Raw genomic sequence first — 13,039 nt, 5'->3', positions numbered from 1 at the left:
TGACACTTCGTATGACACTATGAAACCTAGTAAATACGGGGCCTGTGACGCTTATGACACTTTTTCTTAAATACCCCTTACACGTGCGCGCGCACACGCATGTGTATGCACTTCATTTTCTAGTGTCATAAGCGTCATAAGTGTCATAAAAATAATTAACTTACTGATAAATAAAGATTTTTTTTATGACTCAATTTATGACACTTATTTTTGAAGTGTCATAACCAGAAAGGAGACAGCAGTGCGCAATGTAGGTATGAACTTGACGAGAATCCAGGTGGCAACAACGATTGCGGATGTTTTACTTGAAGACTACCGAGTGAATAACTGGCGAAATCTAAATGGCTTTCCTGAGATTGTGGTTGAAGACAAGGATGCTTACTTTTTGGTTTCCCTGAAGTTGGGAGAGTATTCGTCAAGAGAGTTGATGTTGGATCGTGGCTCGATCCGCGCCCAAGCAGGAATGAGAGAGGATACCGGTAGATCAACTCCCCAGTTTGTCTCTGCTATTCAAGATCTTGTAGTTGAGCTAGAAAGAGCCTTGGAAAAGATTGAGGAGAAGGCCGTTGATTAATCGAGTTGAAGAGCGTTTGCTTGATTGGGCGGTTCAGGTGATTGGAAATATGGCCAGACAATATAAATCACCACTTGCGGCGATTATGGAAAATGGTATTGCCAGCGAGTCTGCAGGTAAGGGCTCTTCAATCCTGATCGATGAGGAGCCTATGGAAGTGGAAGAGGCTGTGCGTAAATTGCCAGAAGTGTTAAGGCAGGTAGTGAAGGTGCAGTATTTACGTGAGGGTCTCTCAGCAAGAGGTAAGGCGAGGGCCGCTGGAGTTTCAGTATCGACCTACTATCGTCACCTGGATGCCGCTCACGTTTTGCTTGATGTTGAGCTGTTTGGTGCTCGTGGCCCAAGAGTGGCGTAATAATTTCCAAGTTGGGGGTTTACATCCGTGATAATAAAATATTAAATGTAGGCAACCTGCCATAGGTGGGTAAGAAGAAACCCGGCTCCCCCAGCCGGGTTTTTTCGTTTCTGAGGTTTTATTTTCATCTCAATTCATCCTGTACTTGGCGGCGCTCTTTTGGGCGCCGTTTTTTTTTGAATTCTTTAGCTCTGCGAGCGGAACTCCATGAATTGCAATCTGCAACGATTCGCCTATGGGCCTGATGCCACATTGGGGCGGCTGAGAGTGTGTGACTGTGTGTTTTATACGGTAGAGCGCCCGTGGTTGGGGAATCGTCCGTTCGAGAGCTGTATTCCTGAAGGGGTTTATTCCTGTAATCCCTATAACTCACCAAGGTTCTCCAATGTGTGGGAGCTGCAGGAAGTCCCTGGTCGTTCAAAAATTTTGATCCATACGGCAAATTATTCTGCGGATGTGCAGGGCTGTATTGGTATTGGTTCTAACCTGGCTCCCGGTGGTTGGTGGGTGACGCAATCTCGCAGGGCAATGCAGCAGCTGCGAGAGCTGCTGCCGCCTGAGTTTGATCTGACAATTACGCACTATGTGCCGGAGTATCCATGATGGGTATTTGGTCTGGAGTGAAGGGTTTATTTGCCGGCCCAGAGTCTGCGGGCAAGGTGCTGGATGCCACTGTAAATACCGTGGATGCGGTGTGGTTTACCAATGAGGAAAAATCCCGTTGGTATCTCAAATACCTGGAAGCCACGCAGCCGCAGAACCGGGCACGAAGATTAATTGCCTTTCTGGTGACCTTGGTTTGGGCGCTGTTGGTTTTATTTATTGCGGCGGCCATGGCTTTTAAAGCGCCTTTTGTAGCAGACCTAAAGGGCTTGCTGGTGGATGTGGTTGTGCAGCCTTACAGCATCATCATCGGTTTCTATTTCGTGAAGTCGTGGGTGAGTGAGGTCAAGCGGTGAACACAGTAGCTCAAGAGGCAGCGAGGGAAGCCATGGTTCAGAAGGTCGCCAGTGCAACCACTACGGTTGCTGCGGGTACAGCGGTAGTCGGTGGATATGCCGCACAAGAGTTATTGGCGGTGGGTGGTTTCTTGATTGCGTTGAGTGGGTTCATTGTGAATTGGTATTACAACCATAAGCGCTTGAAACTGCAGGAACAGCAGCAAGGCGGTGACGATGGACGTTAGTGTAAAGCTGGATACTTCAAAGTTTGATCGAACATCTGCTGAATTAAAAAAGCAATTACCTTATGCCAGCTCGGTTGCCCTAAATAATGTGGCCTTTCGTATACGGGGAGAAGAGCGCTCAGCTATGGGGCGTGTATTTACAAACCCAGCAAAATTAACGCTGAACTCTGTATTGGTAAAGAAAGCCACGAAGCGTTCTGGCATTGCCAAAGTCTTTATCCGTGATCAGGTTTCCAACGGAACTGCACCGAGTAAATATCTGGCCCCGTCGGTCATGGATGTGAACCGGAACGACAAGCGCTTTGAGCGTGCCCTTCGGCACATGGGTGTCCTGCCTGCTGGTATGTATGTGGTGCATGGCGAGGCGGCGAGATTAAACAAGCACGGGAATATCTCGGTCGGAACTTATAAAAAAATCCTGGCTGAATTACGGGGTAACCCTGGCTCTACAAGGGGGGCAGGTAGTGCGCAGGGTAAAAAGGGGAAATATTTCGTTGGCAAAGTTAATGGTGTCTTAGGCGTTTGGAAGAGGGCAGGCGGTAAGCGCCGGCCAACGGTTAAGCCCATTCTGATATTTCTCAAGGGGAAGCCAGACTACCGCAAGCGATTCCCTTTTATTCGAATAGCTGAAGGCATAGCCCGTAGGCATTTGCCCTTAGAGCTTGATAAGACCATGGACCATGCGATTGCGACCGCAAAAAGACGTTGAACGGGTCCTCCTGAGAGGGCCAACACACGGGTGATTCGGACCCCGCTTTTTTAACAGATATCTAAAATTTTCTAGGGGGTTATACCTTGGCTGGTGATATCTCTCTTGATGATCAGGCCACTCAATCGGGCTTTGCTCGCCTGGTTGGCGCTTCGCAGCCAGCGATTGCCAAGCACTACAAAGCTCAGCTTTTTACGGAAGGTGCCAGTTTCAGAGTTTGGCTACAGGAATACTGCGAGCGGCTGCGTACAGAAGCTGCAGGCCGTCAGGTTAGCGATGCTCGTAGTCGCCGAGATATGGCCCAGGCAATTGAATCCGAAGTGAACGCACAGCTAAAAATGCGTGAGCTGTATAAAGATGATCAGCTGATTGTCGATATTGAGTCCGTACGCAAAGCGATGGTGGAGTGGTCCACCATTGGCAAGAATGAATTTTTAGGAGCGGTGGAAAGCATCGTTATTGCTATCGAGAGCCAGCATGCAATTACCGTCGACCGCGAACCCTTACAGCCAAACATTGACGCTGCCCTCAAAGCTATTGGCAGTTACGAGATTGAATCTGAAGAGGCTGGTGGAGGAGGTGCGCCAGGCCTGGATACCACAGCCTAAAATTCCGCTGATTGAGTGGTTGCCAGACAATATCAAACTGCCCTCGGAGGATAGCGATAACGCCGGTTATTACCGCAATGATTATGTACCCTATTTCTGGGGCGTCATGCACGCACTGGATAATCCGGTGTCGTGGATGGTGGTGATGCAAAAAGCCGCGCAGATCGGCTGGACGGTTCTGCTGGCCACCGATATCTGCAAGGTCGCCGTCACCGACCCGGCCCGCATCCTGATGCTGTTCCCCAAGGATGAAAAAGGCCGGCTGTTTATGGATGAAAAGCTGGTGCCGATTATCGAAGGCTCGCCAGCAGTGAATCGGGTGATCGATGTCACCACCAGCCGCAAGGGCGGCAGCCGTTCGACGCGCAAGAAATTCCCCGGTGGTGAGGTGCGCACCATTGGCTCCAACTCTATCTCCAATGTGAAATCCACCACAGCCCGCCGGGGCTATGTGGAGGAGCCGGACGATACCAACAAAGACGTCGGTGATCAGGGCGATTCCATTCGCCACCTGCGCGAACGCCTCAAGCGCATGCGCAATAAGAAATTAATTATTGGTGGCACGCCGGCGGTAGCGGATCTTTCCCAGGTAGAGCACTACACCAAGCTCGGCACCATGCGCGTACTGCCGGTGACCTGTCACGACTGCGGCGACTCCCATGTATTGGATTGGGAAAACGTCCGCTGGCTGAAGAAAGAAGAGGGCATACCGCACCCGGTATTTGGCCTGCACCAGCCTGATACGGCTATCTATGGCTGCCCGGAGTGTGGCAGCGAGTGGGATGACTACCGCCGCCAGGCCAATATTCTGCAGACCTGTAAAACCGCTCGGGAGAATGGCGATGACTTTGCCGGCTGGGTCAAAACCCAATGCGGTGAAGATTTCGCAGAGAATGAAATCGAACCGATCGAAACCTTTATGGAGCTATCGGAACTCTATGTGTGTATCCCCGGCACCGGCCTCGCCGATGTGGTGCGGGATTTTCTCGAAGCGGAGCATGAAGCCAAAAGCGGCGATGAATCCGCGCGTATCGTATTCCAGAACAACAAACTGGGCAGGCCCTACCAGTATGCTGCCAGCCGCCTGCTGGACCATGAGGAGTTGCAGAAAGCCGCCGAGGATTACCCAGAATTATTCTGCCCCGCTGGCGGCCTGCTGGTAACCGTCGGCATCGATGTGCAACACGACCGCCTGGCGATCACCATCCGCGCTTTCGGCCGCAATGAAGAGTCCTGGCAGATGTTCTGGGGTGAGATCGATGGCGATACCGCGGACAAGCGCGATAGCTGCTGGGATGCCCTGGACAAGTTGGTATTCCAGCCTTTTAAGCACGAGCGCTTTGGCGAGATCCGCGCAGCCGCGGTAAGCATCGACTCCTCCGATGGGGGCACCAGCAACGCGGTGTATCACTGGGTGCGAACCCGCGATAAAAAACACCGCGGCGTGCTGGTGATGGCGATCAAGGGCGACAGTAACGACTTCGGCACCAAGGAGATTTTCTCCCAACCCAGGCAGGTGGATTACAACAATCCCAAGCGCCGCACCAAGGCCGACCGCCACGGGGTTCGTGTTTATATGGTGGGCACCCATAAGGCGAAAGACCTGATCGCCAAGCGTTTACTCGGCACCAGTGCTTATATGCACAGCTGTAAGCATGTGCGGCAGGACTACTGGGAGCAGGTCACCGCCGAGGTCAAAGCCCCCAGTAAAAAACACAAGGGTCGGGAAACCTGGCAGCAGCGTCCCGGCAGACCCAACGAGGGCACCGATACCGAGGTCTACGCTCTTCACGCAGCCCACGCCAAGGGCATGCACAAATACAACGAGAAAAAATGGTCCACCATCGAATCCCAGCTGGGCCAGCGCACACTGTTTAGCGAATCGGATCAATCACCGGATCAACCTCAGCCAGCCCCGAAAAAACCACACCGGCCAGCACAACCGGTTGGCTCCCTACTGGATAGTTAAATGTCAAAAACCGCACAAGCCATGGTTGACCTCTATATCGAGGCCGAGATAGACGTGCTCGCCGGTAAAACCACGGTGATTAACGGCCGCCAATTTACTGCAGAGAACCTGCAGGAAATCCGTGCCGGTCGGCAGGAGTGGGAGCGTCGTGCACTACAAGAAAAACTCAAGGCTGCCGGCAAACGCCGCGGACCCGCCTACGCGAACTTTTACTCATGAACAAACTGGATTCTGTAATCGGGTTCTTTGCGCCCGAGGCTGCCTTGCGCCGTGTGCAAGCTCGCCGCGCCTTGGAAATTGCCGCGGCCTATGAAGCCGCAAAGCCAAGCCGGCTGAGAAAAAACCCCGGTGATAATCGCAGCGGTGATCTGGTCGCCGAAGCCGGTGTGGAAACCCTGCGCGGCCAGGCCCGGCACCTGGAGCAAAACCACGATTTTGCCTTTGGTATTCTCACCACCCTGGTCAACAACATTGTCGGCCCGCGCGGTATCGATGTGGAATTCCAGCCCAAAACCTGGGCTGGCGATATCCACGAAGGTCTCGCCAGCCAAATGAATGAAGCTCACAAGGAATGGGCGCGGCGCCCGGAATGCACCCGGCAATTCAGCTGGGGCAAATCCCAGCGGCTGCTGTGCAATACCTGGCTGCGCGATGGAGAGACTTTACTTCGGCACTTGCAGGGCACGGTGCCTGGCTTAAAGCATCGTACCCCGGTGCCTTACACCATCGAATGCCTGGAACCGGATTTTTTGCCGGTGGATTACAACGATTCTAACAAGCGCATAGTGCAGGGCATTGAGAAATCCGCCTGGGGGGAAGCCAAGGCCTTCTGGCTGTACGACGAGCACCCCGGAGCCTCACTGAACTGGCGTATGAATCGCAGGCGCCACACAGCAGAAAATATCGAACACCTAAAGTTTGTACGCCGTCTACACCAGAGCCGGGGAGTCTCCATCTTTGCCGCGGTAATGAATCGCCTCAACGATATTAAAGACTATGAAGAAAACGAGCGCGTCGCCGCCAAGATTGCCTCGGCCATGGTGGGTTTTATCCAGAAGGGCAGCCCTGATACTTATGAGCATGATGATGCTTGGGATAGTGAAGGAAAGCGCATTCTCGACATCCGTGCCGGTGCCATCTATGACGATCTCCGCCCTGGGGAATCTGTCGGCACCATCCAGAGCAATCGCCCAAGCGGCTTGCTAACCCCATTTTTAGAAACCATGCACCGTATGGCTGCCGCCGGCACCATGGCCAGCTTTAGCAGCATCAGCAAAAACTACAACGGGACTTATAGCTCGCAGCGCCAGGAACTGGTGGAGCAGTGGGCCAATTACGAAACCCTCAGCCTGGAATTCTGCGAGGAGATTGTAGAGCCGGTCACCCGACGCTGGGTGCAAATGGGTTTACTGGCTGATGCTTTCCAAGTGCCGGCTGATGTCGACCCGGCAACCCTGATGCACGTCGATTTTATTACCCCGGTGATGCCCTGGATTAATCCGGCCCATGAAGCCAGTGCGGATGAAACCCTGCTGGAAAATGTCCTGGTCAGCCCGCAGCAGACCATCCGCCGCCGTGGCAAAAAGCCAGACGATGTGATCAAGCAAACCGCTGCCTGGCAGAGAAAGCTAGAAGAGAACGGTATCACCACCCCAAGTAAACGCACTGCGGTCCCCGCAGAAAATACTGAGCAAGACCCCGAGTCTTAAAAGGAGACCGCAATGCCTAAAAAATCCTGGTACAGCATCACTTCCGCCGCAAACAAAGGTGAAGCCGATATTTATCTGTACGACACCATCGGTTATTGGGGTGTAACCGCAAAAGACTTTGCCCGCGATCTCAAAATGCTTGGGAATATCAGCAAGATCAATCTGCACATCAACTGCCCCGGTGGTGATGTGTTCGACGGCACCGCCATTTACAACCTGCTCAAAGACCATAAAGCGGAAGTGGAAACCTGGATTGAAGGCATCGCAGCCAGTATGGGCAGTGTGATCGCTCTCGCCGGGGATACCGTCCATATCGCCGAGAACGCCTATTACATGGTGCACAACCCCAGTGCCGGTGTGCGAGGCGATGAACGCGCTCTGGAAAAAACCAAGAACCTGCTGGCCAAAGTGAAAACCACCATGATTGGCCTGTACGCCTCACGCACAGGAATGTCCGATGAAGAAGTCAGCCAAGTGATGGATGACGAGACTTGGTATACCGGCGCCGAGGCGGTAGCCGCTGGCTTCGCCACCGATACCACTGCCGCAATCGAGATGGCTTCCAGCTTTAATGGCGATCTCTTCAACCAGTTCAAAAATACCCCTCAAGCCATTAGTGCATTGGTTATGCAGGGGCCTACGGATATTCGATTCCCGTCTGCGGTTGCAGGCAATCCAAACCAAACCCATAGCCAGGAGGCGAAAGCCATGACTACAACTACCTCCACCACGCCAGCTGCAACCGCTGCGACCGAGGTTACCCCAGAAATGAAAGCGCAGATTGCCGCCGATGCCAGAGCGCAATTTGCAGCGGATGAGCAAAAGCGCAAAGACGGTATCAAAGCCGCTTTTAACGGCTTCGAGGCTCACAACACTGTAATGCAATCCTGTCTGGATGATATGAATTGCACAGTAACCGCAGCCAAAGACAAACTGCTTGAAGCCCTGGGCAACCAGACCCCAACCCCGGTGCAAAGCTACAGCGTGGTGGTGCAGGAAGGTGAGGGCATTAAGCGCATCAAGGCAGACGCTGAAAACGCGATTGCCATGCGTGCCTTTGGTGAGGAACGCACTGAAGGCAATAGTATGGCCGGCTATACCATGCTGGAAATTGCCCGCATGTTTATGCACGCCCACGGACAGAATTTGGCGGGCCTGGATAAAATGGGTGTGGTTGCCGCTGCGTTTACCCATAGCTCCGGGGACTTCGCGACGGTCCTCGGCAATATCGCCAATAAATCGATGCTGAAGGGGTACTCTGAAGCGGCAGAGGTGTTTCCGCAGTTTACCGCCACTGGAAACTTAAGCGATTTCAAAATAGCTACTCGCACGGATCTTGGCACCTTCCCCTCACTGCGCCAAGTGGCACCCGGGGCAGAATTTAAATATGTGAGTATCGGAGAGCGTGCCGAAACTGCCGCGCTGGCCACTTACGGGGAACTCTTCTCCATTACTCGCCAAGCGATCATCAATGACGATCTGGGGGCCTTCACTCGAATCCCGCAAAAGATGGGGCTCGCTGCTATTCGCACCGTGGGGGATCTGGTGTTCAGTATCCTGATCAACAATCCCAAGATGGCTGATGGCAAGGCACTGTTCCATGCCGACCATGGAAACCTGGCCACCGCAGCAGGGATCAATACCAGCAGCATCGACGCCGCAAGGGTAACAATGGGCAAGCAAAAGGACGGCGATGCCTTCCTGAATATCCGCCCCAAATTCCTGATCTGTGATATTGCCGACGAAGGTACTGCACGGGTCGCGCTGGAATCCGAGTTCGAAGTGGGCGCAACCAGCAAAAACAACACCGTACCCAATAGCGTGCGCAATATCGCCAGCGTGATTTCTGATGCGCGCTTACACAACCACAACGGCTGGTATCTGGCTGCCGATCCCAATATGCAAGACACCATCGAAGTGCTCTACCTGGACGGCCAGCAGGCCCCGGTGCTGGAGCAACAAAACGGCTGGAATATCGATGGGGTGGAGTTCAAAGTCCGCCTGGATGCCGCTGCCAAGGCCTGGGACGCAAAAGGCATGGTGAAAACACCTAAGACCTAATACCCAGCTCAAACCGAACCAAACCTTAAAGAATCCGAAAAGGGCCGCACATCGCGGCCTTTTTGCTTTCAGTAATTTACTCAATTGAGAGAAAGAGAATGGCTACTAATTTTGTGCAAGACGGGCGCATGCTGGATTACACCAACAACACCAGCGCGGTGATTACCTCTGGCCAGGTGCTAGCAGTAGGCGCAGTGCTGGGTGTGGCGATGGATGATATCGCCGTGGGTGAGTCCGGTGTGATCGCTATTGATGGTGTATTCACCGTGCCCAAAGTATCAGGTGCCGTGATAGCCCAAGGTGAGTCGCTCACTTGGGATGTATCCGCAGCAGCCTTTGACGATAGCGCTGCAACAGCCGCAACCGGTGATATCACCGGTGCTACTACCTTCGCTGCAGAGGCTGCCGGTGATGGCGTTACCAGCTTAGCGGTGAAGTTTACCGGCGTGCCGGGCACCGTGAAGGTCTAGGTGATTTATGGATCTGGACCAGCGAACCGCAGAGCGCGCGTTTCGCAAGTGGGGCAAGCCCGCTACCTATATAGACGGTAGCGGTGCTGAGCCAATTACTTGCCGTGTGATTAAGGATCAAGAGATTGACGAGTTCGATGAGGATGAACGCGTGCGGGTGCCACGTATCGAGTTGAGTCTGCTGGTCAGTGAGGTAGGGGCTTACAGTTCTGAGGCGGTGATTATCCTTGGAGGTTTGGAGTATCTGGTGCGCAAGCGGCTGTCGGATGATGGGGTTGTTTGGCGGGTGTTGGTGGATGGGTAGCCGAGATTCTTTGCTCGCCGGCTTTTAGCTAACTAGGGATTGCTGCCGCTGACTTAAAAAAACTGGTCGTAGTGCTTTTACTAACAAAGACCAGTAGAATTTATTGTTTTACATCGATAAAACTCAGTAACTTATTGATACTTCGAGGGTTCACAAAGTGATATAAAGCAGCTTCTTTTGAATTAACTGCTAGGTAGATTTTGAGGAGAATTCGTGGGTACGGAAATCACGCTTGATGTTGCTGGGGTGTCTCTCACGTATAGTAAGAACCATCGTGGGGTTGATCATGGATCGATTTTTCAGGAAAAAGATCGTAAAGCGATAAAAAGCCAACAAATCAACTACGATTGCGATATTGATGAAAGTGAGGACCCTACACCTTTGGAGATGGGCTTCACCCGTCCACTCAAGAGCTTGGCCACACGACTCGAACTGCTGGGTTTCAATCTGGATCGTGTTCAACGTGAATATGAGAAGGTTGTTAAAGACTGGATAGAGGAGCAGCAATCATTTTTTGATAATGATGAGTTAGTGCTTGATTTGATGAGCTTTTCTGAGTTTTGTGCGTTTATTCATGCTCATCCGTTAAGTGATCTTGATAATACTTTCATCTCTGGTTTTGACGAAGCAAGCACAAAAAAAATTGTAGGTCGATTTGATGAAATAAATCTCGAACGAATACCGTGCTACAAATCTTATGATGCCAGCGCCTATTCTGAGAGAGGCTTTTTTCTAGACTTAGTGAATATTCTTCACCCCTATTCGACTTTACGTCTCTTGTCAGAGGTAGTGGCGAACCTGGATGTTTCCGTAGAGTGGCAATATGGTCCGCTGGTGGAAGCGGGATGGTCAACAGAAGGGGAATTCGTCGCAAATGCACAACGAACTGAGACCTTTTTAATTGCAACTGAAGGTAGTTCAGATGTCCATATACTGAAACATGCTTTAGAGCTATTGGAACCTGATGTTATAGATTTTTTTCGATTTATTGACGTTAGCGAAAGTCATCCTTTTTCTGGAACAGGAAATCTTGTCAAATTCGCTGAGGGGCTTGCGAAGATTGACGTTCAAAATCAAGTTTTATTTGTCTTCGATAATGATGCAGAAGGCCTAGATGCCTATAATCGTTTGTCTAGGCTCGCTCTGCCAGTAAACATGCGAGGGATTATGCTGCCCGAGATAGAAACGTTCCGTCAGTTTCCCGCTGAAGGTCCCGAGGGATTGCGGAATTCAGATATTAATCGGCGAGCTGCGGCAATTGAGTGCTATCTAGATCTTGAGGTTGGAGGTTACCCTCCAGCCAAAGTGCGTTGGAGTAGTTACAAAAAAAGTCTCGAATTGTATCAGGGGGCACTAGAGTATAAGGATTCCTACAGCAAGGAATTCTTAAAGCAAACTCCCGAAACCTTGGCTCAAGGTGGGTATAATGTCAGCAAGATTGAGGCCATCCTAGGCTTGCTGATAGCCGAGTGTACAGCGATAGCCGCTTGTCAAAATTACCCATATTTGTCGCAGCATAGATAATCACGTATTGAGTAATCAGGTTGTCGGCCTAGTAATTCTAGGCACAGTGACAGCTTTTCGATTCCGGCAGCGTATTCACTCCAAGCATACTTATGATGCGGAGGTTAATGTTGCCACTAGTAGAAATCATAGTAATTACCCAAACCCGCAATAGCGGGTTTTTTTATGCCCAAAAATCTTGGAATGCTTCCCAATGACCCAACGCATAACTATCCGCGATGCCGTTTTAAACAAGCTGCAAACTCTATCCGGCTACGCATTTCCACCCCCTGGCACTACAGAAGAAATTGATTCAAAAAATTTACCGGCAATTGTGGTGGGCTTTGCTACTGAAAACATCGAGCACGAAATGCATGGCGGTACAGGTCGACAGCTGGATCTAACTATTGCTGCGGTTGTGAAGACTAGCGGCGATGTGTATGCCGCACTGGATCAGGCTGCTGAAGAGATCGAGCATGCACTACAGGATGCCACTTTAGAAAACACCTGTGACTTATTTCTGCTTAACCAGACGCAATTTGCACTCGACCAAGATCACCCACTGGGCGAGGTTCGATTGATCTACAGGGCCCAGTATTCCACCGAACCCTCAGCCCTTTAACTCAACAACTCAATAAGGTCTTAGCTATGGCACAAGGTTATAAAACAAAATTTTCCCGCAGCGATGATGGCACTTCCTATACACCAGTGGCGGGCATGCTGGATATCGACCCCGGTGAGGAATCGCGGGGTTCAGTTGAAATGACTCCCATTGATGGCACCAGTGGCTATATGGACTATGACCCCTCCGGCTTACGCGATGCCGGCGAGGTTTCCATTACTTTGATCTGGAAAGAGACAGATAGCGGCCAGCAGGCACTGCGGGCAGATTACGATTCAGATACCAATAAGTATTACCAGATTGAATATCCTGAAGGTACCAAGGTGGAATTTATCGGCCATATTACCGGCTGGGGTAAGGCCGTGCCCAAGGATGACAAGATTACCCGCACCGTGAAGTTCAAAATCTCTGGTAAACCCACAGTAACCCCAGGCAGCTAACGATGAATTTAGTTCCTACCCCCATTTTAGAATCTGAAACCGTTGTATTTGGCCAGCAGGAAGTGGAGTTATTTGAGTTGAGCGCCTACCACCGCTGTGAATACCTGCAGAAAACTACCGAAGATATTCCACTGCCGCAGGGTGAAGAGTTGCCTGAAACTGAGCTGGAAAACTTTGGCCAGCTTTGGGCGTTCCGTGCAGGGGAGGTGAGCAAAAAATTGCTGCTGGTGGCTTACGCCATCTGGATGAATCCGGATTGCCAGGAATCACTGGAAGATATTCACCATGGGCTGATCCGCAGCGTGACCCCCAAGTTGATAGATGTGCTCTATGTCCCTGCGGCTAAGTTATCCGGTCTCTATGTAGAAACACCCGTTGAGGGAGAGAGTAGCGAAAACGAAAGCGAGGACACCGAAAAAAAAGGCTAGTGCCGGGTTTTCAATTTGCCCGGCAAATTGCACGGGATTTTAACCGTCCCGACTATTTCAATATGTTGCGCTCTATGAGTTCTACCGAGTTTGACCACTGG

At 51.5% G+C, this 13,039-nt stretch carries 18 protein-coding genes; all 18 read left to right on the top strand.

All coding sequences use genetic code 11. The features are described 5' to 3' along the window. The first annotated feature begins 241 nt into the window (after window positions 1-241). Entirely contained in the window at window positions 242-574 is a 333-nt protein-coding gene (locus LC073_RS19480; protein WP_226648997.1) for a hypothetical protein, read from the top strand. Then, the gene (locus LC073_RS19475; RefSeq protein ID WP_226648996.1) at window positions 567-929 is read left to right on the top strand and encodes a hypothetical protein; all 363 of its coding nucleotides are present in this window, start codon (window positions 567-569) and stop codon (window positions 927-929) included. The genes LC073_RS19480 and LC073_RS19475 overlap by 8 nt, the downstream gene beginning before the upstream one ends. Window positions 930-1,136: 207 nt before the next feature. Beyond that, complete coding sequence (locus tag LC073_RS19470) at window positions 1,137-1,532, top strand: DUF5675 family protein (protein ID WP_226648995.1); 396 nt, start codon at window positions 1,137-1,139, stop codon at window positions 1,530-1,532. Then, complete coding sequence (locus LC073_RS19465; RefSeq protein ID WP_226648994.1) at window positions 1,529-1,888, top strand: hypothetical protein; 360 nt, start codon at window positions 1,529-1,531, stop codon at window positions 1,886-1,888. Before LC073_RS19470 ends, LC073_RS19465 begins: the two co-directional genes overlap by 4 nt. Then, window positions 1,885-2,115 (top strand): holin, encoded by a 231-nt coding sequence (locus tag LC073_RS19460; RefSeq protein ID WP_226648993.1) that lies wholly within the window; start codon window positions 1,885-1,887, stop codon window positions 2,113-2,115. Before LC073_RS19465 ends, LC073_RS19460 begins: the two co-directional genes overlap by 4 nt. Continuing rightward, a complete protein-coding gene (locus tag LC073_RS19455; protein ID WP_226648992.1) occupies window positions 2,105-2,824 on the top strand; it encodes a hypothetical protein in 720 nt (239 codons plus the stop codon). The genes LC073_RS19460 and LC073_RS19455 overlap by 11 nt, the downstream gene beginning before the upstream one ends. An 86-nt stretch (window positions 2,825-2,910) precedes the next feature. Further along, window positions 2,911-3,432 carry a hypothetical protein gene (locus LC073_RS19450; RefSeq protein ID WP_226648991.1) on the top strand — a complete coding sequence of 174 codons (522 nt, stop codon included), beginning with the start codon at window positions 2,911-2,913 and terminating at the stop codon, window positions 3,430-3,432. Continuing rightward, window positions 3,377-5,401 (top strand): terminase gpA endonuclease subunit, encoded by a 2,025-nt coding sequence (locus LC073_RS19445; RefSeq protein ID WP_226648990.1) that lies wholly within the window; start codon window positions 3,377-3,379, stop codon window positions 5,399-5,401. The genes LC073_RS19450 and LC073_RS19445 overlap by 56 nt, the downstream gene beginning before the upstream one ends. Continuing rightward, window positions 5,402-5,620, top strand: a complete 219-nt coding sequence (locus tag LC073_RS19440; RefSeq protein WP_226648989.1) for a primosomal replication protein PriB/PriC domain protein — start codon at window positions 5,402-5,404, stop codon at window positions 5,618-5,620. Then, window positions 5,617-7,110, top strand: coding sequence for a phage portal protein (locus LC073_RS19435; RefSeq protein ID WP_226648988.1), 1,494 nt, complete (start codon window positions 5,617-5,619; stop codon window positions 7,108-7,110). The genes LC073_RS19440 and LC073_RS19435 overlap by 4 nt, the downstream gene beginning before the upstream one ends. A 12-nt stretch (window positions 7,111-7,122) precedes the next feature. Next, window positions 7,123-9,171, top strand: a complete 2,049-nt coding sequence (locus LC073_RS19430; RefSeq protein ID WP_226648987.1) for a ClpP-like prohead protease/major capsid protein fusion protein — start codon at window positions 7,123-7,125, stop codon at window positions 9,169-9,171. 98 nt (window positions 9,172-9,269) lie between these two features. After that, entirely contained in the window at window positions 9,270-9,641 is a 372-nt protein-coding gene (locus tag LC073_RS19425; protein ID WP_226648986.1) for a DUF2190 family protein, read from the top strand. A gap of 7 nt (window positions 9,642-9,648) precedes the next feature. After that, the gene (locus LC073_RS19420) at window positions 9,649-9,945 is read left to right on the top strand and encodes a hypothetical protein (protein WP_226648985.1); all 297 of its coding nucleotides are present in this window, start codon (window positions 9,649-9,651) and stop codon (window positions 9,943-9,945) included. A 213-nt stretch (window positions 9,946-10,158) separates the two neighbouring features. After that, entirely contained in the window at window positions 10,159-11,469 is a 1,311-nt protein-coding gene (locus LC073_RS19415; RefSeq protein WP_226648984.1) for a HEPN/Toprim-associated domain-containing protein, read from the top strand. A 193-nt stretch (window positions 11,470-11,662) separates the two neighbouring features. Beyond that, window positions 11,663-12,070: a hypothetical protein gene (locus tag LC073_RS19410; protein ID WP_226648983.1), complete on the top strand. Its 408-nt coding sequence runs from the start codon at window positions 11,663-11,665 to the stop codon at window positions 12,068-12,070. Between the two features lie 26 nt (window positions 12,071-12,096). Further along, window positions 12,097-12,510, top strand: coding sequence for a phage tail tube protein (locus LC073_RS19405; RefSeq protein ID WP_226648982.1), 414 nt, complete (start codon window positions 12,097-12,099; stop codon window positions 12,508-12,510). Between the two features lie 2 nt (window positions 12,511-12,512). Beyond that, window positions 12,513-12,938, top strand: coding sequence for a hypothetical protein (locus LC073_RS19400; RefSeq protein ID WP_226648981.1), 426 nt, complete (start codon window positions 12,513-12,515; stop codon window positions 12,936-12,938). Continuing rightward, on the top strand, window positions 12,938-13,039 hold a 102-nt coding region (locus LC073_RS21855; protein WP_226649093.1), incomplete at its 3' end, for a phage tail assembly protein T. The genes LC073_RS19400 and LC073_RS21855, both read left to right, overlap by 1 nt.

This window comes from Microbulbifer variabilis (genome assembly GCF_020524905.1).
GTDB classification, from domain to species: domain Bacteria; phylum Pseudomonadota; class Gammaproteobacteria; order Pseudomonadales; family Cellvibrionaceae; genus Microbulbifer; species Microbulbifer variabilis_A.
Note: the sequence above shows the minus strand (reverse complement) of the source record. Positions and strands in the feature narration are given on the sequence as shown.

Bases quoted from the DNA above. Each gene is read 5' to 3' on its own strand.
- LC073_RS19470 (WP_226648995.1), top strand. From the start codon at position 1,137: ATGAATTGCAATCTGCAACGATTCGCCTATGGGCCTGATGCCACATTG.
- LC073_RS19465 (WP_226648994.1), top strand. From the start codon at position 1,529: ATGATGGGTATTTGGTCTGGAGTGAAGGGTTTATTTGCCGGCCCAGAG.
- LC073_RS19455 (WP_226648992.1), top strand. From the start codon at position 2,105: ATGGACGTTAGTGTAAAGCTGGATACTTCAAAGTTTGATCGAACATCT.
- LC073_RS19440 (WP_226648989.1), top strand. From the start codon at position 5,402: ATGTCAAAAACCGCACAAGCCATGGTTGACCTCTATATCGAGGCCGAG.
- LC073_RS19435 (WP_226648988.1), top strand. From the start codon at position 5,617: ATGAACAAACTGGATTCTGTAATCGGGTTCTTTGCGCCCGAGGCTGCC.
- LC073_RS19430 (WP_226648987.1), top strand. From the start codon at position 7,123: ATGCCTAAAAAATCCTGGTACAGCATCACTTCCGCCGCAAACAAAGGT.
- LC073_RS19425 (WP_226648986.1), top strand. From the start codon at position 9,270: ATGGCTACTAATTTTGTGCAAGACGGGCGCATGCTGGATTACACCAAC.
- LC073_RS19420 (WP_226648985.1), top strand. From the start codon at position 9,649: ATGGATCTGGACCAGCGAACCGCAGAGCGCGCGTTTCGCAAGTGGGGC.
- LC073_RS19410 (WP_226648983.1), top strand. From the start codon at position 11,663: ATGACCCAACGCATAACTATCCGCGATGCCGTTTTAAACAAGCTGCAA.
- LC073_RS19405 (WP_226648982.1), top strand. From the start codon at position 12,097: ATGGCACAAGGTTATAAAACAAAATTTTCCCGCAGCGATGATGGCACT.
- LC073_RS19400 (WP_226648981.1), top strand. From the start codon at position 12,513: ATGAATTTAGTTCCTACCCCCATTTTAGAATCTGAAACCGTTGTATTT.